Origin of the sequence: Fictibacillus sp. 23RED33 (assembly GCF_015903925.1) — a bacterium.
Taxonomy (GTDB): Bacteria; Bacillota; Bacilli; order Bacillales; family Fictibacillaceae; genus Fictibacillus; species Fictibacillus phosphorivorans.
The window spans coordinates 166,150-189,860 of the sequence record NZ_JACZDX010000002.1; the positions used below are offsets into that span (position 1 = coordinate 166,150).

Genomic DNA, 23,711 nt, shown 5'->3' on the forward strand with positions numbered 1-23,711 from the left:
CTGCGTACATCGTCTGTCACAGATCTATTCAGCAAGTGAAGAAATTAATTTTCAATAATTAAATAAAAATGAAAATTATTTTTAAAATGGATTGAAATCTCTTAATCTTACTTTTATAATTGAGGTATCAAGAAAACGCTTACCAAAATGTTTCTGAGGGGGAAATGAAAAGTGAAGAAACGTACAAAAACATGGGTTTCTGGTTCACTAGCAGCAGCATTGTCATTAAGTTTGATCGCGTGTAGCAACGGAGAGGATGATAAGGCAAAAGGGTCTGCTAAAGATGGAGAGCTTTCCGGAGAAGTTACACTTTGGACAGCGTCATTAGCAGGTGAGCCATTTGACACCTACTTCAAAAATATCGAAAAAGACTTCGAAAAGCTTCATCCGAAACTTGATGTTGTGATTGAAGACGTGCCTCAAAATGAGATGGAACAAAAAGTATTGACATCGCTTACAGGGGACGATGTTCCTGATGTTGTTAACTTAAATCCTCATTATATGTCTAACATTGCTGCTCAAGGTGGACTATTAGATCTTACAGATGCGGTGAGCGACGAGACGAAGGACTCTTTTGTAGAAGGACCATACGAGTCTGGTATGTATGACGATAAGCTATATGCACTGCCATGGTACTTAACAACAACTGTTTCTTGGTATAACAACGATGCTTTCTCTAAAGCAGGCGTTTCCGAACTTCCTACAGATACGAAGGGACTTTATGAAGCTGCGAAAAAAGTAAAAGACGCAACGGGTAAACCGTCATACTTCCCGGTTATCAATGACGGAAACACGATCATGGAAAAAATGGTTTCGATCGCGAACGGTACTCCTATCGTTGAAGATGGTAAAGCAAAGTTTGCAGATAACAAAGATCTATTAGAATTCTTTGAGGCAACACAGAAGATGTATAAAGAAGGAATTATTCCTCAAGAAGCAGCAGAAGGTTCAATTAAAACAGGTCAAGAACTTTACATGGCAGGAAACGTTTCAATGCTTGAAGGCGGCGTAACATTCCTAGGACCAATTGAGTCAGGAGCTCCTGAAGTGTATAAAGCGTCAAAAGCAGGACAGCCGTTGAACGCAGATGATGCACCAGTGAACGTAGCGGTTATGAACTTTGCGGTTCCAGCAAAAACAAAGAACGAAGATGCTGCCGTAGCTCTTGCTGAGTTTGTATCGAACGCTGAAAACCAATTAGAATTTGCTAAAACAGCAGGCACAGTTCTTCCAGCTACAAAGAAATCTTTAGAAGATGACTACTTCAAGAATCCAGGAGATTCTCCAAAAGCATTCGGTATGTTAGAAGCTTCTGAGTCTTTAAGCCGTGCTGAAGTACTTATTCCTCCAACGGAAAACAGTGCTGATTTGCGTACAGCAACAAAGAACATCTTCATCCAAAACTTACAAGGTAAATTATCTCCGAAGGAAGCGTTAAAAGAACTAGCTTCTGAATGGAACAAAGCATTTGAAAAATCAGGTGAAAAAGTAACATTCTAATGTAGTAGATGAAGAGACTAGCTTTTTAAAAAAAAAGCCTAGTCTCTACTTTTTAAAAGGGAGGTTCTAACATGAACAGAGAACCTGTTGTGCTGCCAAATGTAAAAACAAAGATCACAACAACAAAAAAGAAGAAAAAGTTTAGTATGAAGTTCCTCACACCATGGCTGTTTTTACTTCCAGCTATCGTGATTCTAGCGACGTTTTTAGTGTATCCCATCCTAGAAGCGTTCAAGTGGAGTTTTCTGGATTATAAAATCATTGCGGGTACTGGAGAATATGTTGGTCTAGCTAACTTTAAAGAGATGTTTGCAGATAAGTATTTCTGGGTTGCGTTAATGAACACGCTGACGTTCCTCGTGATCGTCCTGCCATTAAACGTCTTTTTACCAATGATTTTAGCAGTCCTTGTAAACCAAAGAATAAGAGGAGCCGGCACGTTCCGCGTTCTCTACTATCTCCCAGTTATCACACCAATGGTAGTAGCGGCGCTCATGTGGAAGATGCTTTATTCACAAAGCGGAATCATCTCTGAGTTTTTAGTAAAACTAGGCGTGTTTGATGGTCCTACCAATCTACTGGTTCAATCATCAACAGCATTAACAGCCGTAGCAGCCATCACTGTATGGAAAGGGCTCGGCTACTATATGATCATTTATTTGGCCGGTCTGCAATCGATTCCAAAGGATGTTTATGAGTCTGCAAGTATTGACGGAGCATCCGTTTGGAAGCAGTTTACGAAGATTACAATTCCGATGCTAACGCCATCTATTACACTCGTATCGGTTATGACAATTATTGCCGGCATGAAAGTCTTTGAAGAGATCGCATTAACAACGGGCGGTGGTCCATCAGGTGCGACCACTACGCTCGTAATGTACATCTACAGCAAATTTATGAGTCTTGACGTAAGTATCGCGTCTGCTGCAGGAATCGTGCTGCTCGTACTTGCCATCGCTGCATCACTTTTACAAATGAAGTTAACAAGTAAACGCGAAGACGATCTGCGTGTTTAATAGATTGGGGGGGAAACCATGAAATCAAAACAAAACAGTAAAATATGGCTTTACGCCGTTATGTTACTCATCACTGTGCTAACGGTCGGACCGTTTCTAATCACGTTATTTATGGCAATGAAATCCGGAAGTGAAGGCATCTACACAAGTCTTCTTCCGAAAGACCCTACACTTGCTAACTTCGTATCGGCATTTGAAAAAGCGAATTTTGGACTTTACTTTATGAATACAGCGATTATTACAGCGATCGCAATCCCTCTAAACTTATTGTTCTGCAGTTTAGCGGCATATCCACTCGCACGAATGGACTTTAGAGGTCGAAGTGTTGTTCTGGCACTCATCATCTCAACGATGATGGTACCGTTTCAGCTATACATGGCTCCACTTTTTCAGCTAGCAGGAGAACTAGGACTAAGAAACACACATATCGGTCTTGTTGTAATGCAGGTTTCAACAGCGTTCGGAATCTTTTTAATGCGTCAAGCTTACCTGCGTATACCAAAAGAACTTGAGGAGTCGGCTTACTTAGACGGCGCAAACCGATTTAAAGTTTGGTACCTTGTTGTATTGCCACTTGTAAAGCCAACACTTGTAACTCTGGCGATCTTCACATTCATGGGCACGTGGGGAGATTACTTATGGCCGCTTCTTAACTCAACAGAAAGCAGCATGTACACGTTATCCATTGGTCTTGCGCAGCTCTCACAGAACTTTGACGGATCGAACTTAAAATTAATTTCTGCGGCTTCTATCTTAACGACAATTCCAACACTTTTAATCTTTATTTGGCTGCAAAAGTACTTTATTTCAGGAGCAACAGACGGAGCAGTAAAAGGATAAACATATCTTTATAAGAGGTGAATTCATTTGAGTACCTTATCTTTTTGGGGCAGAGAAATACCTGTCATTTATGATGTGGATTGTGTTGTGGTCGGCGGCGGTACGGGAGGAGCTGCTACAGCGATCTCTGCATTAGAAGAAAATCTCTCCACGTTAGTCGTCGAAAAAACCATTTTACTCGGAGGAACTCAAACGAATTCCCTTGTTTCTCCTATGATGCCGACTCATGTGAAAACTCAGCGTATCAACAGTTTGATTACTGAGCGTTTAAATAAAGAAAATGTGGAAACCAACGATGGAACGACAGCTTGCAGCTGGTTTAACGTGGAGTCTTTAAGTTATGTACTCGAACAGCTCATTACAGAACGCGGAGGCAGTATTCTGTATGATGCGAATTTTATTGATTGCGTCAGGGAAAACGGGAAGATCACGCATATCATCGTAAACACATGTGATGGGCTTATAGCGATTTCAGGAAAAACGTTCGTTGATGCTACAGCAGATGCCGTTCTTTCTCGTTCAGCGGGTGTTGAAGTTGTGAGCGGAAATAAAGATGGTGAAAATCAGCAGATCTCTTTTCGATTTGAAATGGGAGGAATTGATATACCAGAGTTACGGACGTTTATTCTCTCTCAAAACGAGACGTTTTGTAAGATCGAGAATCCTGATTTCTTTGAGATCGCCATGGTACCTGGTAAAGGGCATGTATTAGAACCTTATTTCCGAGAAGCACTCGCTAACGGTGACTTGATTGAGGAAGATCTGCGGTATTTCCAAGCGTTTACTCAACCTGGAAAACCCACGGTCATGTCATTCAACTGTCCGCACATTCCAGGCATCACAAAAACAACAGATCCTAAGCTTCGTTCAAAGGCTGTTGTAAAAGGAAGACAAATGATTCGCCGACTCGCACGCTTTTTACCAAAATACATTTCGGGATTCCAGAACGCGTTTCTATTGAAAGAAGCGAATCAGCTTGGTATTCGTGAATCATACCGCATCGTTGGGCAATATGTGCTCACGGAACAGGACTATGTAGATCGTGCACGATTCCAAGACGGAATTGCTCGAGGCGACTGGTACATTGATGTTCACAGCGTTACAAAGAAACCGGTAAATGAAGCGAAATTCTCTCGTGGAGAATATTACGAAATTCCTTACCGTTCACTTATTACGTACGAAGTGGAGAACTTGGTTGTTGTAGGCCGACACATCTCTAGCACATTTTTGATGCAAGCTTCTCTTCGCATTCAGCCGACAGTTCGTGATATGGGGGAAGCGGCAGGGAAAGCCTGTGCGTATTCAATTAAAAACAACATGGCATTAAATACATTGAACGGTGCTCTCCTGAAACAGCAGCTTCAAATGGTGGAGGAGTTTTAAATGAAGAACATAAAGACAGTAAACATATTGAATCATACGCATTGGGACCGTGAATGGTACGAAACGTTCGAAGAGTTTCGTTTCAGGCTTCGAAACGGACTTCGCTATACACAGGACCTGTTGAGTGAGGGGAAGATCGATAACTTCTTTTTAGACGGACAGACGATCGTTCTGGATGATTACCAAGAAATCGTAAGTGATGAAGAATATGCGCGTCTTCTTACTTTTATAAAAGAAGGAAAAATTGAAGTTGGCCCCTGGTATCTCTTAGCAGATGAGTTTCTCGTTTCAGGTGAGTCCATGATTAAGAACTTGGAGATCGGAACAAGCACGGCAAAAAAACTAGGTTCACCGTACAACATCGGATATTTGCCAGATACGTTCGGACACATCAGCCAGATGCCGCAAATTTTACGAAATTACGGAATTGATTCTGCACTTATTTTCCGTGGTGCTATATCGGACCGTTTTGAAAACACATGGGAAGGTGCAGACGGAACGAAGGTATTTACGATCGTCCTGCCACTATTTGAAGGGTATTATCAAACGTTCCTTAAATCTAAGGATTTTGTGGAAAAGACGATAACCTATTTAGAAGGAAATGCTCCATATTTAACTTCAGGCAATGTTTTGATCATGAACGGAGCGGACCACACGTTTACGAGTTCAGATGTGAATGAAAGAGTGGAGAAGTTGAGTGAGGAAATGCCCCATATCGCGTTTAAGCAAACATTGATGTCTGAATATGTGGATTCCTTTGCTGGAGTCGAACCAGAGGGAACAATCTCGGGGGAACAACGGGACCCATCAAAGATCTTCATACTTCCAGGTGTGTATTCCACGAGATCTTATTTGAAAAATCAGAACCAAATGTGCGAAGACCAAGCAATTGGAATTATGGAGGCATTAAACGTTTGGACAAATGGTCGTTCAGATTCTGCAACGTTCATGGAATATGTGTGGAAGCTCATTTTACAGAACCAGCCACACGACAGTATATGCGGATGCAGTGTGGACGCGGTTCATGATGAGATGGAGACTCGAACGCAAAAAGTGTTAAGCGCGATCAGCCGATTTTCAAAAGATATTCTTCACGATGAATTTCCGTTTGAGTATCTAGACGATTCAGTAGATAACGGCTACTTATATGTGTTCAACAACACACCGATCGCGTCACGTTACCCTGTAACAGCAACGATCCGCATACCAGCTCCATTGGACAAAGGTTCGATCAAACTGTTTCATAACGAAGAGGAGATTTCGTTTGACGTGTTGAAAAGAGAACGTCGAGAAGAATTTATTCATCATATTTTAGCTGAGCCCCACTATGGAGATTATGTGATCTATGTTGTAAGCTTTTCGCTACTCTTTGACGGTGCCGAAATGAAAGCCCTTCGAATTGAACGTGTGGAAAATGAATCGGAAGTTGTTGAAAGTTGTGCGTTGCCATTCATTCAAAACGACTTTTATAAAATTGAATGGAACGAGGACAGTTTATCCATCACTGACCTAGAAACGGGCTTGAGACATAATGATCAACATCATTTCACGTCGTCCCTAGATGCTGGGGACACTTACAACTATTCACCTCCTCTGAATGATAAAATAAGTAAAGCCGTAATCACAGAGGTATCGGATATCTTTAAGGGCAAGACGTTCCAGTCAGCTACAGTGCACTATGAGATGAAGTTGCCTGCTTCACTGAACGAAGACCGATCAGGTTCGAGTGAGGCTGAGACCATAAATACGATGAAAACAACGATTACTCTTCATAAAGGGAAAAGGTTCATCTATTTTAAAACGAAGGTAAACAATACGGCGAAAGACCAAAAGCTGAAGGTTGGATTTTCAGCTTCAACAGCCGATATTAGCTATGCAGATACAGCGTTTGACCTCATCCAAAGGGAAACGCTTCGAGATAAGAAGTACGATATGCCCAAAAATAAAGAAGCGATTATGAATCAATATCCGACTCAATCCACAGTGATTGCAAATGAACATCAGCTTCTTCACCGCGGTTTACAAGAATATGAGGTTGACGCGTTTGAAGGAAACGACCACATTTTCTTAAGCGTGATCCGCAGTGTTGGCTGGTTGTCGAGACGCGATCTGCGTACGCGTGGTAACGGGGCTGGACCAGGTTTTGAAACACCTGGTGCACAATGTCTCGGTGAGTATGAATTTAAATACGGATTGGTTCTTGGCAAGAACAATAGGAGTTTAAACAACGGAAAATTTTTGCGTCAGCAAGTGTTGACTCAGCAATCATATGTGAAAAAAGAGGATCAAAAGCTGTTTAAACTTTCATCAGCTGAGGTTGCTTTTTCCTCATTCATGTTGAAGGAAGAAAATACGTTTGATATTCGTCTGTTCAATCCTTCTCATGAGGATGTGAACACAGATTTGATTTTTGGTTTTGATCCTGAAGAGCTGTATGAAGTTGATTTTACTGGAAAAATCATTTCCAGCGTTTCCGCAGCAAAACAAATAGCCATTACGTTTGGCCCTAAACAAATCAAAACCATTCGTGTAAAAAGGAAAGGCCGGTAATGAAGGGATCAAATACTCCGTCCTTAGAAAATGAAGGTGATCATGATGAGAAAGTTTGTAGCATTTGACATAGGCGGGACATTAATTAAATACGGTGTTATTTCAGAAGATGGTTCGTTTATTGAAAAATTCGAGGTGCCAACAGAGGCGCAGCTTGGCGGACCTGTTATCGTCGAAAAAGTGAAGCAATGTGGGAAGCAGCTGATCGACAAGCATGATATAAGCGGAATCTGTGTCAGCACGGCTGGCCAAGTAGATTCCAAAGAAGGCGTCATTTTGTTTGCTTCTTCTTTAATTCCAAACTACACCGGAACCAAGTTGAAGCAGGAGCTAGAGAACCATTTTAACTTGCCTGTAGAAGTAGAAAATGATGTGAACTGTGCCGGGCTTGCGGAGTCTTGGATTGGAACAGGAAAAGATTCGAAGAGCTTGTTCTGTCTGACGATTGGTACAGGGATCGGCGGAAGCTATATTTTAGATAACAAACTTCACACCGGCCACAGCTTTAGCGGTGGCGAGATTGGTTATATCCCGATTGAAGGCGGTCAGTTTGAAGAACTGGCTTCGACACGCGTATTAATTAAAAATGTATCGAAACGAAAAGAAGTAGCTGAAATTGAGCTTGATGGTAAGAAGATTTTTGAGTTGGCACAAGCAGGCGATGAAATATGCATCGAGGAAATCGAACGCCTTGTGTACTATCTATCAAAAGGAATCGCCACGGTCGCGTACATGATGAATCCAGAAACGATTATTATCGGCGGTGGTATTACCGCTCAAAAGGAATACCTTCTGCCTTTAATCATGAAACAGCTCAAGATCGATATGATTCCAGCTATTTTAGCAAAAACGAAGATCGAGATCGCCCGTAACTTAAATAATGCTGGTATGGTTGGAGCTCTACGTCATTTCTTGCTTCAAGAATCCCTGCAGCCGCTTAAGAGCATCACAACAATGATTGAATCGAACAGACACAAGCTGACGAAACGTGAGCAGATGATCGCAAAATACATTATCACAAATCTAGAGTCATTTCCGAACAGAACGATCTCCGATTTGTCGCGACAGATTGATGTATCAGAAGCTACGATTACACGTTTCTGTCAGAAACTAGAGTTTGGTTCATACAATAAGCTTCGATTGATGGCAAAAGAAGCATCTGTTAGCACAAGACTTTTCGAACCATCTGAAAGTAATCATTTAACAGGCCTTAAAGAAACATATGTAAAAATGCTGAAGAAGTTTGATACGCTCTACGAGTTAAAAGATGTTGAAAAAGTAAAGCAACAAGTAGCTAACGCAGAACAAATTTACTTATATGGTGGAAACAAACTGTCTTTTATCGCCGATCAGATGAAGTATAAATTGATGAGACTTGGTAAGAAAGCAGACACCTTTTTGTCTGCATATGAGATGGAATTGTCGGCATACACATTAGATAAAAATACACTTGTGATCGGACTTAGTGCTTCTGGTTATGATTCAGAAGTGGTTGGTATGCTGAGGCAAGCGAAAAAGTTAGGCTGCGAAACGATCGGAGTGACCAGCCAGCAGGACTCTCCGTTAGCAGATGTTTCGAATACGCGATTACTCATTCCAGCGACAGATGATATCGCGGGTGATGATAACTCCATTTGTGAGGTTTCCGCATTCTACCTAATGGATGTTATCTTAAAAGAACTGCAAAGTGACTATAATACGGAAGAACAAAAAGAGATTATCTAATAGATCAGAAAAAAAGCATATAATTACGCTGAATTCTAATATAAATGAGCCGATTCTTCGTATTTACTGATGATGGGACAGGGTTTTTTAGCGGTAAAAAGAGATGAAGTTTGTATTTAGGAGTGTTGGAGCGAAACAAGGGGTCCACTGAGCGAAACTCTGATCAGTTGGGGCGAAACATGGTGTCCACGGGGTGAAACGAGTGGTGTTTGGGGCGAAAAGAGCCTTAGTTTGAGCGAACGTGTAACAAATAAAAAAACACGTACCGTAAAAACAGACTGCTTGTAGAGTTTTTGCAAAAACAGACGGTGAACCTGTGAACTGCTGAACTGAGGACTCGCAAAACGCACCTTTGAGATCGCCAACTTTCTATAGAAATGAATTGAAAAGAAAGGGAGAAAATATGACACTACAAATATTTTCTCCTTTTTACGTATAAAAGGGTGAAAAGTCTTGAATGCATACGATGAAGCAATGGAACAACTTCAAAATTACAAACCTAAACGGACTAAAAAAGCTGATTTCGAGGAATTTTGGAATGGGTTAAAAGTTGAAAATCAAGAGTATCCACTGAATGTAGAAGTGAAGGAGCGGGCATATAGCGTTCCTGGTGTAAAAGTCTATGATGTGGCTTTTGACGGATTTCGTAATTCTCGCATCCACGGTGTTTACGTTACACCAGAATTAGTCGAAGACGATGCACCAGCTGCAGTCATCTTTCATGGCTACAACTGGAACACGCTGCAGCCGCATTATACGTTTAAGCATGTGATTCAGGGGATACCCGTTTTATTAGTAGATGTAAGAGGACAGAGTGTGAAATCGGCAGATAAGAATTCCTATGAAAATGGAGGAGCAGCCGGTTGGCTTACGCAGGGAATTTTTGACCGTAATCAATATTATTACACACATGTTTACATGGATTGTTACCGAAGCGTTGACGTTGTTCGGAAGCTTTCTGGAAAAAGGAACGTTTATCTAGAAGGTGGTAGTCAGGGTGGGGGATTGGCTATTGCCACTGCTGCTTTACAGGAGAACATCACCTTAACGTTATGCGACATCCCATTTCTTACGGACTTTGAACAATCAGTTGGACTTGCTGCAGAAGGACCTTATACAGAGATTTCGCATTATTTTAAAGTGCACGATCCTCAACATCAAACATCACCTAAAATCTTTGAAACGCTTAGTTATGTTGACGCGATGAATCTAGCAAGCTCTGTAACGTGTCCGGTTCTTTTATCGGTTGGAATGATGGATCCCGTATGTCCGCCGTTAAGCGCTTTTGCTTTGTATCATCATTTAGGCGGGCCAAAGGTAATTAGAATATACCGTGAATACGGCCACGAAGTTCCTATGCTTCATGAGGAAGAAAAGCTAAAATTTATTCACTCTTATATAAAAAGAATGTAGTGAAAGAAAGAAGGCAAAACGCATGAAAATTGCTTATTTACCAATAGATGAACGCCCTTGCAACATCACATATGTTCAGATGATCGCGGAGTCTTCACATGATGTAGAGTTGTTTGTTCCTGGACCCGAACTCTTAGGTTATAAAAAGAATGCGGCGAATACAGAAGGATTGTGGAACTGGTTAAAAAATATGGCAGGGAGAGTGGACGCTCTTATTTTAAGCATTGATATGCTGGTTTATGGCGGTTTGCTTCCATCTAGACTTCATTATTTGACCGAAAAAGAGAGTACGGTATGGGTGGAGCGCTTACGCTCGTTGCGTCGCGATTATCCGAATCTAGGAATCTATGCATCGAACTTGATTATGCGCACGCCAAAATACAGTTCGAGTGACGAGGAACCGGATTATTATGAACATTGGGGCCGGGAATTGTTTTTACGCTCTTATTTGTTGGATAAAGAGAAGCGCGAGAAGTTAACAGAAGATGAGGCGAAACAACTTAGTGAGATCAAGGCTAAGCTTCCAAAAGAACATATTGAAGACTATGAGACGAGACGTGTCTTCAATTCAAACATGAATGTGCACATGCTAGATTTGGTTAAGGAAGGCGTGCTGACGTTTTTGTCGATTCCGCAGGATGATAGTTCTGAATACGGATATACCGCGATTGATCAAAGCGCTGTGGTGACAAAACGTGAACAGCTTCGTTTATATAAAAAGGTTCACATCTACCCTGGTGCAGATGAAGTTGGAGCGACTTTATTAGCGCGGGTTTATAATGATTTGAAGGGGCAGAAACCTAAGATCTTTCCTATATGGAGCAGTACGCTCGGCCCGCAACTTGTGCCCATGTATGAAGATCGTCCTTTTGCAGAAAGTTTAAAAGCACATGTGTTAGCAGCGGGGTGTCAGTTAGTGGATAGTGCTACGGATGCCGATCTCGTGCTCGCATATAATACGCCTGGCCGTGTGATGCAAGAATCATGGGAACAGAATGTAAAGGACATTACGTACACTAGTTTCAGAAATATGCTCAAGTTTGTAGACCAGATTAAGGATTACATCAACTCAGGGAAAAACGTCATTGTGGCGGATTCCGCCTATGCCAATGGCGGAGACCGCGAGTTAATTACCCTTTTGGATGAAGAGGGTATTCTTGATAAACTCGTCTCATACAAAGGATGGAACACGAATTGTAATACGCTAGGTACAACCATCTGCCAAGGAGTGTTAGGTGCTGATGGGAAACAGCCGCAGATTCAAGAGAACCTTATCTACCACCTTTTTGATGATTATTTTTATCAAGCAGAAATTCGTATGGAAATGAACGCAGATTTTCTGCCGAAGTATGATTTGAATTATTTTGATTTGAAAGATGAAACGGTGCGTGTGAATGAAGAACGTAATAATCGTTTGATAACCAGATTTAATGAGCAGATTCTTCATAATTTTAAAAAGTTTAAAATCAATAATTTGAAAACATTTGCTCCGTGGAACCGAATGTTTGAATGCGGTCTCTCATTTGATTTTAAGGATGCTACATGTAAGGAGTGATTTTATGATATTAGGCGCAATTGAAGCGGGCGGCACTAAGTTTGTGTGTGGAATCGGAAATGAGGACGGAGAAGTTATTGAAAGAATCTCTATCCCTACAACAACCCCTGAAGAAACGATGAGACACGTTGTTGATTACTTTAAGGAAAAAAAGGTGAATGCTCTAGGAGTTGGTTCATTCGGGCCGGTTGATCTTGATGTTTCAAGTGTAACTTATGGATACATCACAAGTACGCCAAAAAAACATTGGAATCAGTATGATTTAGTCGGTGAACTGAAGAAGCACTTCCAGGTTCCGATCGGATTTGATACGGATGTGAATGCTGCCGCTCTAGGTGAATCTCTCTGGGGTGCCGCCAAAGGTCTAGATAGCTGTCTGTATATGACGGTTGGAACTGGAATTGGTGTAGGAGCTGTTTCGGAAGGGAAGCTGGTGCATGGGATGCTTCACCCGGAGATGGGTCACATTCTCGTTAGACGACATGTTGAAGACCATTTTGCAGGAAGCTGTCCGTTTCATGGTGATTGTCTAGAAGGGATGGCGTCAGGTCCCGCAATCGAAGCGCGCTGGGGCAAGAAGGGTGTAGAGCTTGCGTCAGATCTTCGTGTTTGGGAGCTAGAAGCTTATTATCTCGCACAAGCTCTTGTAAACTACATTTTGGTGCTCTCTCCAAAACGTATTGTGATCGGCGGTGGCGTAATGAAACAAGAACACCTATTTCCGCTCGTACGAAACGGGGTGGTCCAACTATTAAACGGCTACATTCAACACGAAAATATACTGAATCGAATTGATAAGTATATTGTACCGCCTGGTTTAGGTGACAACGCAGGTTTGTGTGGGGCTTTAGCTTTGGCTAGGCAAGCATATGCTATTAAAAAGACAAGCTGACTCTGGGAAAAGAGTCAGCTTTGTCTTTTTCTATCCTTGTTTACTCTTTTGAGGTAAGCAGCTGGCTAACGTCAATAAGATAATCATCGCTTCCGATATCGTAAAGAACAGGATGAGATATTTTTGAGCATCGTCAGCCCAGGATTCTTGGTTTAGTAAAAGAAACCCTACCATGCCCAGCAATACTAAGTTTGCTTTCCAAAGAAATGAAAAGCCGCGCTTAAAAGAAAAGGTTTCTACCTTTTTTGAAGGTTTACCATTTTGTTTTTTTCGTTTGTTATTGGAAACAGGTCGTGTCACAACTTCTGAAAGGAAAAATTCTTCGATTGTATCTTCAATCTTCTTAAAGTACTCCGGGATAGAAACAGGAACAAAGTATACTTTTTTATCATGTATCTGCTCGTAATCTACATGCCATATCATTTGATTTCCAGGGAGAAAAAAAGCGACTTGATCTTTTTGGTTCTCTCCCGTTTTGTGATTGCAGGTATTAAAGCTAATTTGGTTAAAAACCTTATTATTTTTGTTGAACGAACTGATAAATTCTCTTAACGAGTCATTTTCGGTTTCGTTATTTAGTATGTTTTCTACTTCTTCATTCTTCAGTTTATGTAACGCATCGTACACTTTGTCTGAAACTTGAATAGTTTGAAGCTGCTCATCGTTAAAATATGCGGATGAGTCCAGGTCATAGAAACTCATCATTTCTTTTGAAAGACTTTTTGTATGATCAAGGTATGTAAAAGTGTGCTTTTTATTTACAATATGTTGCTTCAGATAGTGATTACGGTTTATTTGATGGATATATAGCTCTTGTTCATTTTGGGTGAAATGAACATTTTTTGTAGATGTTCCTAGAGCTTGGATGAGATCCTCAAGATCTTGAGCAAGCTTTGTTTTTCTCCGAGCATTCCATAACCCTTTTTCTCGTAATGATTGCTCCGCTTCTTCTGTAAAAAGAGTAATATCCTCTTTGTTCTTACTTACTAAATCATCTTTAAGAATGATATGACGGGCAAAGTTTTCATATTGACATGATACTAAAGCAACTGCTAGTTCTTTAGAGGTTAGTATCACTTTTTCTGAATCGTTCATGGGCAATTCTCCTTGTAATAACCTGATAATTTAAACTCTGTTTGACCAAAGTAAACAAGATTGCCGTTTCGTTTTTCTTAGCTATCCATTAAAAATAATCAATATAATCAACCAGTTGAAAAGAAGAAGAAAAAAGAAAAGAAGAGCTAATAATTTGTTTATCCATAGAGGCAATCGAGTTAAGGTTGATTGAACACCATGGTTCAGACCGAAAAAAGCAAATGTTGTGTATTTGTTGAGTAATGAGAGAACCCCATGCTTATTCTTGGATGTATGATGTTCATAAAGTTCGATGATGGCACGTTGAACTAGGATAGAAAAAAAGGCAAAGATGGCGTTAGTCAATAATAATAACATGATGATTGTTGTTGGAAAGGGGACGTCAATACCTACAAAAATAAGTGAAAATAACGAAATAAATAGAATGCTTAGAATGATACTGATTAAATTGGCAGGCATAATGATTCCTTTCCTTAATTATGGAATAAGATATTACTAGAATAGCACAACAGATTCAAACTATATTATAATTACGAGACTCCTAGACATGATTGTTTAACGCAACTTCTCTGATCCTGTAATCAAGACTTTACCCATGTCCACAATTTCTAGATTGATAGATACCTTATAACCTCAGCAACTCCTCCTTCTACTAAACGCAATAATGCCAATTAACCAACGAACTTCACTTATACCACGTCACAATTTTTAGAAAATTATATTGTAACCGTTTACAACTTGTTTTATAATATTTAAAAGTGAAACGTTTCTATTGGTAAAATGAGGATTTCTGGTATTGAACAACAATTCAAACGTTTAGATTTACCGTAAACCTTATTTTTTTGCACGATATCGAAACGTTTCGAATAGCTATACCCACACGCATCAATGATATGATTTTATCCATTTTTACTCCAGTACCCCGGTTTTCTCCGGATGAAGAGGTGATTTATGAAGAACATAGCAATACAAGATGAAAAGGTGATCGTAGACGGTCAGGAGGTCTTCTTGTTCGGAGGAGAACTTCACTACTTCCGAATTCCGAAGCAAGACTGGCGCGAGCGCATACAGCAGGTAAAAGAAGCAGGCGCGAACATGATCAGCACGTACGTACCGTGGATTTTCCACGAGTATGAGGAAGGTGTTACGGATCTTACCGGAACCTCTCGCCCAGAACGTGATCTACATACATTTCTGCAGCTCGTGAAAGAAGAGGGGATGTACTGCTTAGTTCGTCCGGGTCCATACGTCATGGCAGAAATCGTGGATCATGGTGTGCCAACATGGTTCATCGATAACTACCCGGAAGCCGTAGCGAAAACGAACGTTGGCGAGATTCATCCGACTCGAGTCGTGAGTTACAGTCACCCAACGTTTTTAGAAAAAACAGAGCTTTGGTATGAAAAGGTATGTGCTGTTATTAAGCCGTTTTTAGTAACAAACGGTGGTCCAGTTATCCTTTTTCAGCTTGATAACGAAGTAGGGATGTTTCACTGGGTGACGAACCAACCCGATTTCAACACTTCAACACTGCAAGAGTTTCAACAACATCTGAGAACAAACTATACAGAACAATCGTTTCAAGAAACATTCCGCATTCCGTTTAGCGAGATTCAGTCGTTCGCGGAAAACATGACGAAAAAGCCTGAAGCGATCTACGCTCATGCATTACGAAATGAATTCGGCTTATTTTTACGACAGCACTATAAGCGTTTCATCGAGCATCTGAAACAGTCAGCAGAGGAAAAAGGTATCGATGTTCCGTTCGTCGTGAACATTCATGGTTTTCATGGAATCGATATCTTAAAGCGCGGAACGATGTACCCGATCGGCATTTCGCAGCTGCTTGAGACCGCGAAAATTGAGAACACACTCATGGCTGGTGATTATTACATCGGTAACATCGAGTATGACAGCTATGTGGACATCGTTTTAGCAAACGCCTTTACAAAAGCGATCCAATGGAAAGAGCAGCCGCTTTTCTCAGCAGAGTTTCAAGGTGGAAGCATCCACGATAAGCCAAAGCTTCAACCAACAACGTTTGATCTGACAACGCGCTTATGTATCGCGGACGGAATGAACGGTGTGAACTATTACATGTTTGGTGCGGGCGAGAACTATGAAAACATTGGCTTGTTCGGCAGACGTCACGATTGGCAGGCACCGCTCACTAAGTCGGGCAAGAAGAATCCGCACTATCCTGTGATTCAGCATATCGGAAAGATGCTTCAAACATTTGAAAGCTCACTTTTACAAACGAAACCAGTCGTTGATACGCATCTCGGTTTTTATCCGGATTATTACATGACGGAGTTTCATGATGAACATACGAAACACATGGTCGACCAGATTCAGCGTGATCGTGAAACTTTTATGGCGAACGGCATCGCAAAGGCACTTCGCGTGAACAACATCATCTATGATGCGATCAACGTGCAGGATGATGATGAGATTGATCCAAATAAAGTTCCTTCTCTATGGATGTTTACCACAGAGTGGATGGATGAAAACATTCAGCAAAAACTCGTTACGTATCTAGAGAATGGCGGAAAGCTGATTCTGTTCCCAACGATTCCGACAAAAACACTGAAAAATATACCGTGTACGAACTTAAAAGATTACATCAACGTATCGGTAAAAGAAACAAAGCACCGCGTGTTTGGTCAGATCGATCAGGCGGATAACGTGTTGATTGACCGAGCTGAGATCTATGAAACGACTGATGGCGCGTTCGCGCATATCGAGGACAAGCCGGACGAAGTGATCGCGTTTGAAAAGCAGCTTGGCAAAGGTCAGCTCTATATGTTTGGAATCGGTATGGATCACGGTTTTCATTATCAAAACGACATCATCGTCGAGCTTGCCAAACGAGCGGGAATACAGAGTCGTTTCACACTTGAAGAAGAGCTTGATATTACCGTTCGATCTTCACCAGAAAAAGGAGACTTCTTCTTTCTTCAAAACTTTGATGAATTTAAGAAATCAACGACGATCACGTACGCCGGAACAACTCTTTTCGGTGGAAAAGAAATTTCGATTCCGATGCGAAGCGGCCTCATGCTACCAGTCAATGTACCGTTACATGAAGACCTGTTCATCGAATACGGAACGGGTGAAATCTATGAAACGGTACAGCACCAAGACGAGATCTCACTCACAATAAAAATGATTCAAAAAGAAGAAGAATTCGTCTTCCGTTCCTCCTCCTGGAAACCTGTAGACACTAAAGAGGTTTCAATCGAGGAAGTCCAAGAGCACACATACAAAGTGCTAATTTCAACAACAGAAGACACAACATCCATCCGGTTTCAACCAGCGTTCGCAAACGCTATTCAACCATAAGTACCAACAAGGCTATTTCTAACTGTTGCACCTGAAGTATTTGGACTTTTATCATCTCCGAATAAGTTGATTGAAGTGCAGGGTGCGAGACTCCTGGGGGATCAGCGGGACAGGTGAGACACCTAAGGGCACAAGGTGCCGAGGTGGCTCACCGCACGCCCCCCGGAAAGCGAGCACCTGAAACGGAAATCAACAGCTTTCAAAAGCAACATAGCAATAGCCACAAAAATCAAATTAGGAGTTGATAGGTAATGAAGAAAGTATTATCACTATTCATGATCATCGCACTGCTATTTTCAGTAGCAGCTTGTAGCTCAGATGACAAAGCGAGCTCTGACGACAAGAAAGAAAACGTAACGATCTCGTATGCAAGCTGGTCACTTGGTACGGAAAAAGAACAAAACCTTGAGCGCCTTATGATCAAAGCGTTTGAGAAAAAGCATCCTAACATCAAGGTTAAGATCGACGAGTCGATCAACCCGACAGACTGGAACGGAACACTCGCTGCAGCAGCAAGTGCAGGCAAGATGCCAGACGTTTTTGCTCTACCACAGATTCCATCATCACTATCTAACGATTGGTTGATGGACATCACGAAAATGACGGAAAAAGATAAAGATTTTGCAAACATTCCTGAAGCGGTTCGTGAATCAGCAACATACAACGATAAAGTGTATGCGGTTCCATTCGCACAGCATTTCTTAGGTTACTTAGTAAACAAAGATCTTTTTAACGAAGCGAACCTCGATTACCCTGAGTTTGGTTTTTCACTAGAAGAGTACACGAAATCCATTAAAGAAGTAACGAACATCAACAAAGGTGTAGCTGGAACGAACCACGCGTTCTCCGTAACAGACTGGTATCCGGCAGCAGCTAACCCAGACATGGGTTGGTATACGGTTCAAGACGGTCAATACTCTCTTGACTCAAAAGAATTCATCGCAGGAGCGAATCTTGCAAAAGAAATCACAACGAACAACTACGCGTACGAGTCACTTCCAGATGACTTGAAAGCTAACTTTAAAGGGGAAAACCCAGAAGAAGTATGGATGAACGGACAAGTTGCTGTGAAATGGGACGGCACTTGGGGAGTTCCTGCACTAGTTGAAAAAGGAACGTTTGACTTTGATTTCATCGGTCTTCCTGGTGGAAGAACGGGTGTAACGAACGACTTTGTAGGAATCTCTAAAACGAGTAAGCACGCTGAAGAAGCATTCCTTTTCTCTAAGTGGATGTCATTCGGTAAAGAAGGTTTCATGAAGCGTATGGAAATCGCTGAAAAAGAAGGAAAAGCACTGAACACACTACCAGTTAACGCAGATCCTGAAATTTTAGACGAGTACTTTGCGATCAATGAAGTGCCTGGAATCAAAACAGCTTATGACAACTTAGACAACGCAGTTGTTGAGCCGGTTAAAACTGTACCTGGCTATGTAGATGCACGTTGGGAAGCACCAACAGGCGTGAAGGTTGGAGAAGAAGCGAACGCGAAAGTGGCTGTTATTTTAGATAACGTGATCAAAGGAAATCTGAAGATCGAAGACTACGCAAAACAGCTTGATCAATTAGCAGACCAAAAGAGCAAAGAAGCAAGTGAGGCTTTAAAAGATAAATAGAGAGCCTGAAGTTTAAGGGGAGGTTGATAGTATGAAGTTTAAAAGATTTCTTTGGTTAGGTTTAGCGCTGTGTCTCATTATTCCACAACCCTATGCATCTGCTGAAGGCAACAGTCAGGATAATAAGCCTGCCGAACAAGTCGTGGAGGAAAACTATCATACCGTCCTTAACAGTTGGGAGAAGAAAGGGACAGGGGACGCTTCAGAATTTGAAGCGTCTGTCTCTCCTTCTGATTTTAAGATCAAAGACAAGAAGAACCTTTTGTCAGAATCAGAGAGTAAGGGCTACAACGATCGTGTTTTCTATTGGCATAACCGAGACTCCGTTTCTTATGAAGTGAATGTGAAGGAAGCGGGACTATATGAGCTAGCGTTTGATTATTATCCACTGAGCAACGAGGTTGTTCCAATAGAGGGCGCCATTCAGGTAAACGGTAACTATCCTTTTTATGAAAGCCGCAGAATCGTGTTTCCGGCCGACTGGAAAAACGAGAAAAACACCTTTGAGAAAGATCGGTTCGACAACGACATGATTCCGAAGCAAAAGCGGATCGAGCGTTGGAACACGTTAACAGCAGAAGATGCAAGTCAGCTTCAGTCTGAGCCACTTCGATACGAACTGAAAAAAGGAAAAAATACGATCCAGCTTACAAACCTATCAGGCGAGATGCTGCTAGGTAAAGCGTACGTCAAATCACCTAGCAAACTACCAAGCTATAAAGAATACACAAAGAAACATGAAGATGCAAAAGTGGCGGACACGTTGATCACACGTGAAGCCGAGAAGGACTATGAAAAGAACAGCTCGTACATACGTCCTTTTGCAGCAGATGATTCATCAGCGGTACCGAGCTCTCCAAAGAACCTTCTATTAAACACACTAGGTTCTGAATCGTGGAAAGACTCCGGACAGACGGTGAATTGGAACGTCAACGTGAAGAAAGAGGGCTTTTACAAGCTAACATTTAAAGTGTTGCAGAACAAAGAGACGGGCGGTCCGGTTTTCCGAAAACTGTTGATCGACGGAAAAGTTCCGTTTCAAGAGACTTCACCCGTTACGTTTCCCTTCAATAAAAACTGGGATAATGTCACGTTAGAAAATAAAGAAGGAAAAGATTATCTGTTTTATTTATCAAAAGGTAAGCATCAGATCGGTCTAGAAGCGGACGCAGCACCTGTTGAGCCCGTTCTTCATACGACAAACAAAGTGATGCGCGAGATGGAAGAGCTGACGCTTGAAATTCGAAAGCTTACAGGAAATCAGACAGATACATCGCGTGGCTGGAAGATCAGCGAGTACATTCCAGGCATCGATAAAAAACTGGCTGGCTGGGCAGATGAGCTAGAGCAAGAACTGAAGTACCTCAGAACTCTTGATAATACAAAAGAAGATTCAAAAGATATGGTCTCGCTTGAGATGGCCGTTCAGAAGCTAAGGGCACTTAGCAAAAAGCCAAATGAGATTCCAAGCCGACTTACTGAGCTGTCAGAAGGATCGTCTTCAGCGGCACAGTTGCTCGGAAACATGCTCGTGACTTTGCCAGAACAGCCGTTAACGGTCGACCGTTTCTACGTGCATGGTGACGAAAAAGAAGTGCCGGATGCAGAAGCCGGTTTTTGGGAAAAGCTGATCGACTCGATTCAACGCTTCTTCTTATCGTTCTTCTCAGAGAACTACTCGGCGAGTGAAGCAGAAGAAGATACGTTAGAGGTTTGGGTGAACCGACCGCGTCAATACGTGGAACTCCTACAAAACCTATCTGATCAAAACTTTACGCCAGAAACAGGAATTAAAGTAAAATTCTCGATCATGCCAGAAGAGCAGAAGCTGATTCTCGCGAGTGCGTCGAACAAACAGCCAGACATTGCGCTTGGTATCTCTTCGTGGCTGCCATACGAGTTATCCATTCGTGGTGCAGCCGTTGATCTGCATCAGTTCGATGACTTCGAAAAGTTCAGCAAGCAGTTCTCGCCAGGAGCTTTTCTTCCGCTTATGATCGGTGATTCGGTCTATGCGATGCCAGAGACGCAAGATTTCTTTGTGCAGTTTTACCGAAAAGATATTCTGCAAGCACTCGGTCTTCCGGTTCCAGATACGTGGGATGACGTGAAGAGTATCTTACCAGAGCTTCAGCGTTTTGGAATGAACTATTATACGCACATCGCTGGTGCAACAGGGTTTAAGCCGTTCCAAGCAACCGCTCCGTTCGTGTATCAGTTTGACGGAGATCTGTACGGAAAAGATGGCATGAAGACCGCGATTGGAACAGAAGAATCGTTAAAAGGCATTCAGTTCATGGCAGAGCTGAACACGATCTACAGCATGCCGTTACAAGTGCCAAACTTTTATAACCATTTCCGATATTCAACACTACCGATCGGGACGGCTAACTTTACGACATATACGCAACTTACGGCAGCCGCTCCAGAGATCGCTGGATGGTGGGATATTGCACCGCATCCGGGTGTGAAAAAAGAAGACGGAACAGTGGAACGCTGGGCTACTGGTTCAGGCCAGTCTGCGATGATCTTCAAAGGAACGAAGAGCAAGGAAGATTCGTGGGAACTTTTAAAATGGTGGCTGTCAGAAGATACGCAGACCGAGTTCGCGACCAATCTTCAGATGTTGTACGGACCAGAATACATGTGGAACACGTCGAATCTAGAGGCGTTTAAGAACCTTCCGTGGCCAGAACAGCATAAGAAAACGATTTTAAAGCAATGGGAGTACCTATACGAAGTACCGAAGAATCCAGGTTCGTACATGATTGAGCGTGAGCTTTCGAACATCTGGAACCGCATCGTGTTTGACGGTGTGAACCCGAGATCGGCAGTTGACGATTCCGTTGTTGCGATCGACCGGGAGATCAAGCGAAAGATGGAAGAGTTCGGATATGTGAAAGACGGCAAGATGGTCAAGCCGTATCCGATTCCTACGATAGAACAAGTGAAAAGTTGGGCAGGCGATGAGAATGAAAAAGAAACCAAATAAACGAGATTATTCACCGTGGATGTTCCTTGCTCCGTATATCATCTTTTTTACAACGTTTATCATCATACCTGTTGCAGCGGCAATTCTTTTGTCATTCACGTATTTTAACGCGATCGAGACGCCATCGTTCATCGGGTTGAGCAACTATGTCGGTCTGATCACACAGGATGAAGTGTTCATGCAGAAGATCCTGCCGAACACGTTAACGTTCGCACTGATCGTGGGCCCTGGCGGGTATATCTTATCGTTCATACTCGCTTGGGCGCTCGCTCAAGTGCCAAAGCGCATGCGAACTGTACTTGCGCTGGTCATCTACTCTCCATCCATGACAGCAGGTGTTGCGATGGCCGTTGTTTGGACGATCATCTTCTCTGGAGATGAAACGGGTTATCTTAACAGCTTGCTTCTAACGATGGGTGTGCTGTTAGAGCCGATCCAATGGCTGCAGTCACCTGAGTATTTGATGAAAATCATGATTTTTGTAACGCTTTGGGGCTCTATGGGTGTAGGATTCCTTGCGATGTTATCAGGTGTTCTGAACATTAACACTGAGATCTATGAAGCCGGATACATCGATGGCATCAACAACCGTTTTCAAGAGATCATCTATATTACGATTCCGTCCATGAAGCCGCAGATGCTGTTCGGCGCGGTCATGGCAGTCGTTGGAACATTTCAAGCTGGTGCGATTGGGGTAGCGCTATCGGGTGCCAATCCGACACCGCAATATGCGGGTCAGCTAATGGTCAACCACTTAGAAGATTATGGATTTATCCGTTATGAGATGGGTTACGCAGCAGCGATCTCGGTCGTGCTGCTCATCGTTGTATATCTGTTCTCGAAAGTAGCCTGGAGGCTGTTTGGAGAGAAAGACTAGCGAAAAAGGAGTGATCAACATGTCAGCCTTTCAAGGGACAAGAATGAACCCGTCAAAGTTTCATAAAAGTCAGCTGAAATTTCTTGCATTTTTAATACCACTGGCTGTCTTTATGGCTTTGCCGATCGTCTATATATTCTTTCATGCGTTCAAACCGATCGACGAACTGTTCGCGTATCCACCGCGCTTTTTTGTAGATAACCCGACATTTCAGAACTTTGTAGACCTTTTTACAAAGACGAACGATACTGGCGTTCCGATGTCGCGCTTTCTGTTCAATTCTGTTGTCGTTACGCTGATCGTGGTTGTTCTGACGGTAATCATCAGCACGATGGCAGGCTACGCGCTATCAAAGAAAAATTTTAGAATGAAAAAAGCGATCTTTGAGATCAACACGCTTGCGCTCATGTTCGTACCAGCGGCGGTTATGATTCCCCGGTACCTATTGATCGATGAACTTGGTTTGATCAATACGTTCATGGTTCATATCCTTCCGTTACTTGCGATGCCGATCGGTCTGTTTCTCGTCAAACAGTTCATCGATCAGATACCGGATGAACTGCTTGAAGCAGCAAGACTTGACGGAGCATCTGATTTTCAAATCTTCGTTCGGATCATCATACCGCTCGTCAAACCTGCCATCGCGACCATCGCGATTCTATCGTTCCAGCTCGTTTGGAACAGCATTGAGAGTTCGTCTCTTTATGTGAACGATGAAGGACTGAAGACGTTCTCGTTCTATATGTCGACGTTAACTTCAACCGTTGAAGGAAACAACGTAGCAGGACAAGGACTTGCAGCAGCCGCATCCTTGATCATGTTCGTACCAAATCTAATCATTTTTATAATTCTGCAGAGCCAGGTGATGAACACGATGGCCCACTCAGGAATCAAGTAAGAAAGTAGGAGGGGGGA

16 protein-coding genes are annotated in these 23,711 nt (G+C 42.3%); 14 read left to right on the forward strand and 2 right to left on the reverse strand.

Features of this window, described 5'->3' with window-relative positions; genetic code table 11:
* The first annotated feature begins 171 nt into the window (after positions 1-171).
* The 9 genes from IHV09_RS09220 (at position 172) to IHV09_RS09260 (ending at position 12,874) form a co-directional block, all read left to right on the forward strand.
* Positions 172-1,500: an ABC transporter substrate-binding protein gene (locus IHV09_RS09220; RefSeq protein WP_197264282.1), complete on the forward strand. Its 1,329-nt coding sequence runs from the start codon at positions 172-174 to the stop codon at positions 1,498-1,500.
* A 71-nt stretch (positions 1,501-1,571) separates the two neighbouring features.
* On the forward strand, positions 1,572-2,516 hold the full coding sequence (locus IHV09_RS09225) for a carbohydrate ABC transporter permease (protein WP_197264283.1): 945 nt from the start codon (positions 1,572-1,574) through the stop codon (positions 2,514-2,516).
* Between the two features lie 18 nt (positions 2,517-2,534).
* Positions 2,535-3,356: a carbohydrate ABC transporter permease gene (locus IHV09_RS09230; RefSeq protein ID WP_197189964.1), complete on the forward strand. Its 822-nt coding sequence runs from the start codon at positions 2,535-2,537 to the stop codon at positions 3,354-3,356.
* 27 nt (positions 3,357-3,383) lie between these two features.
* A complete protein-coding gene (locus IHV09_RS09235) occupies positions 3,384-4,739 on the forward strand; it encodes an FAD-dependent oxidoreductase (RefSeq protein WP_197264284.1) in 1,356 nt (451 codons plus the stop codon).
* Entirely contained in the window at positions 4,740-7,289 is a 2,550-nt protein-coding gene (locus IHV09_RS09240) for a glycoside hydrolase family 38 C-terminal domain-containing protein (protein WP_197264285.1), read from the forward strand.
* A gap of 45 nt (positions 7,290-7,334) precedes the next feature.
* On the forward strand, positions 7,335-9,014 hold the full coding sequence (locus tag IHV09_RS09245) for an ROK family protein (protein WP_197264286.1): 1,680 nt from the start codon (positions 7,335-7,337) through the stop codon (positions 9,012-9,014).
* A gap of 453 nt (positions 9,015-9,467) precedes the next feature.
* Positions 9,468-10,427, forward strand: coding sequence for an acetylxylan esterase (locus IHV09_RS09250; RefSeq protein ID WP_197264287.1), 960 nt, complete (start codon positions 9,468-9,470; stop codon positions 10,425-10,427).
* 22 nt (positions 10,428-10,449) lie between these two features.
* Positions 10,450-11,982: a DUF4127 family protein gene (locus IHV09_RS09255; RefSeq protein ID WP_197264288.1), complete on the forward strand. Its 1,533-nt coding sequence runs from the start codon at positions 10,450-10,452 to the stop codon at positions 11,980-11,982.
* A 4-nt stretch (positions 11,983-11,986) separates the two neighbouring features.
* Complete coding sequence (locus IHV09_RS09260; protein WP_231618236.1) at positions 11,987-12,874, forward strand: ROK family protein; 888 nt, start codon at positions 11,987-11,989, stop codon at positions 12,872-12,874.
* A 30-nt stretch (positions 12,875-12,904) separates the two neighbouring features.
* Here IHV09_RS09260 and IHV09_RS09265 read toward each other — a convergent pair whose 3' ends face one another.
* Both IHV09_RS09265 and IHV09_RS09270 read right to left on the reverse strand, forming a co-directional pair.
* The gene (locus tag IHV09_RS09265; RefSeq protein ID WP_197264289.1) at positions 12,905-13,969 is read right to left on the reverse strand and encodes a hypothetical protein; all 1,065 of its coding nucleotides are present in this window, start codon (positions 13,967-13,969) and stop codon (positions 12,905-12,907) included.
* An 81-nt stretch (positions 13,970-14,050) separates the two neighbouring features.
* Positions 14,051-14,428, reverse strand: a complete 378-nt coding sequence (locus IHV09_RS09270) for a hypothetical protein (protein WP_197264290.1) — start codon at positions 14,426-14,428, stop codon at positions 14,051-14,053.
* A 492-nt stretch (positions 14,429-14,920) separates the two neighbouring features.
* On the opposite strand from IHV09_RS09270, the gene IHV09_RS09275 reads away from it, so the two are divergent.
* From IHV09_RS09275 to IHV09_RS09295, 5 genes are all read left to right on the forward strand, one after another.
* Positions 14,921-17,311 (forward strand): beta-galactosidase, encoded by a 2,391-nt coding sequence (locus IHV09_RS09275; protein WP_197264291.1) that lies wholly within the window; start codon positions 14,921-14,923, stop codon positions 17,309-17,311.
* Between the two features lie 251 nt (positions 17,312-17,562).
* Positions 17,563-18,927: an ABC transporter substrate-binding protein gene (locus IHV09_RS09280; protein WP_197264292.1), complete on the forward strand. Its 1,365-nt coding sequence runs from the start codon at positions 17,563-17,565 to the stop codon at positions 18,925-18,927.
* A 31-nt stretch (positions 18,928-18,958) separates the two neighbouring features.
* The gene (locus IHV09_RS09285) at positions 18,959-21,919 is read left to right on the forward strand and encodes an extracellular solute-binding protein (RefSeq protein ID WP_197264293.1); all 2,961 of its coding nucleotides are present in this window, start codon (positions 18,959-18,961) and stop codon (positions 21,917-21,919) included.
* Positions 21,900-22,796: a carbohydrate ABC transporter permease gene (locus IHV09_RS09290; RefSeq protein ID WP_231618237.1), complete on the forward strand. Its 897-nt coding sequence runs from the start codon at positions 21,900-21,902 to the stop codon at positions 22,794-22,796. Before IHV09_RS09285 ends, IHV09_RS09290 begins: the two co-directional genes overlap by 20 nt.
* A 19-nt stretch (positions 22,797-22,815) precedes the next feature.
* Complete coding sequence (locus tag IHV09_RS09295; protein ID WP_197264294.1) at positions 22,816-23,694, forward strand: carbohydrate ABC transporter permease; 879 nt, start codon at positions 22,816-22,818, stop codon at positions 23,692-23,694.
* Positions 23,695-23,711: the final 17 nt, after the last annotated feature.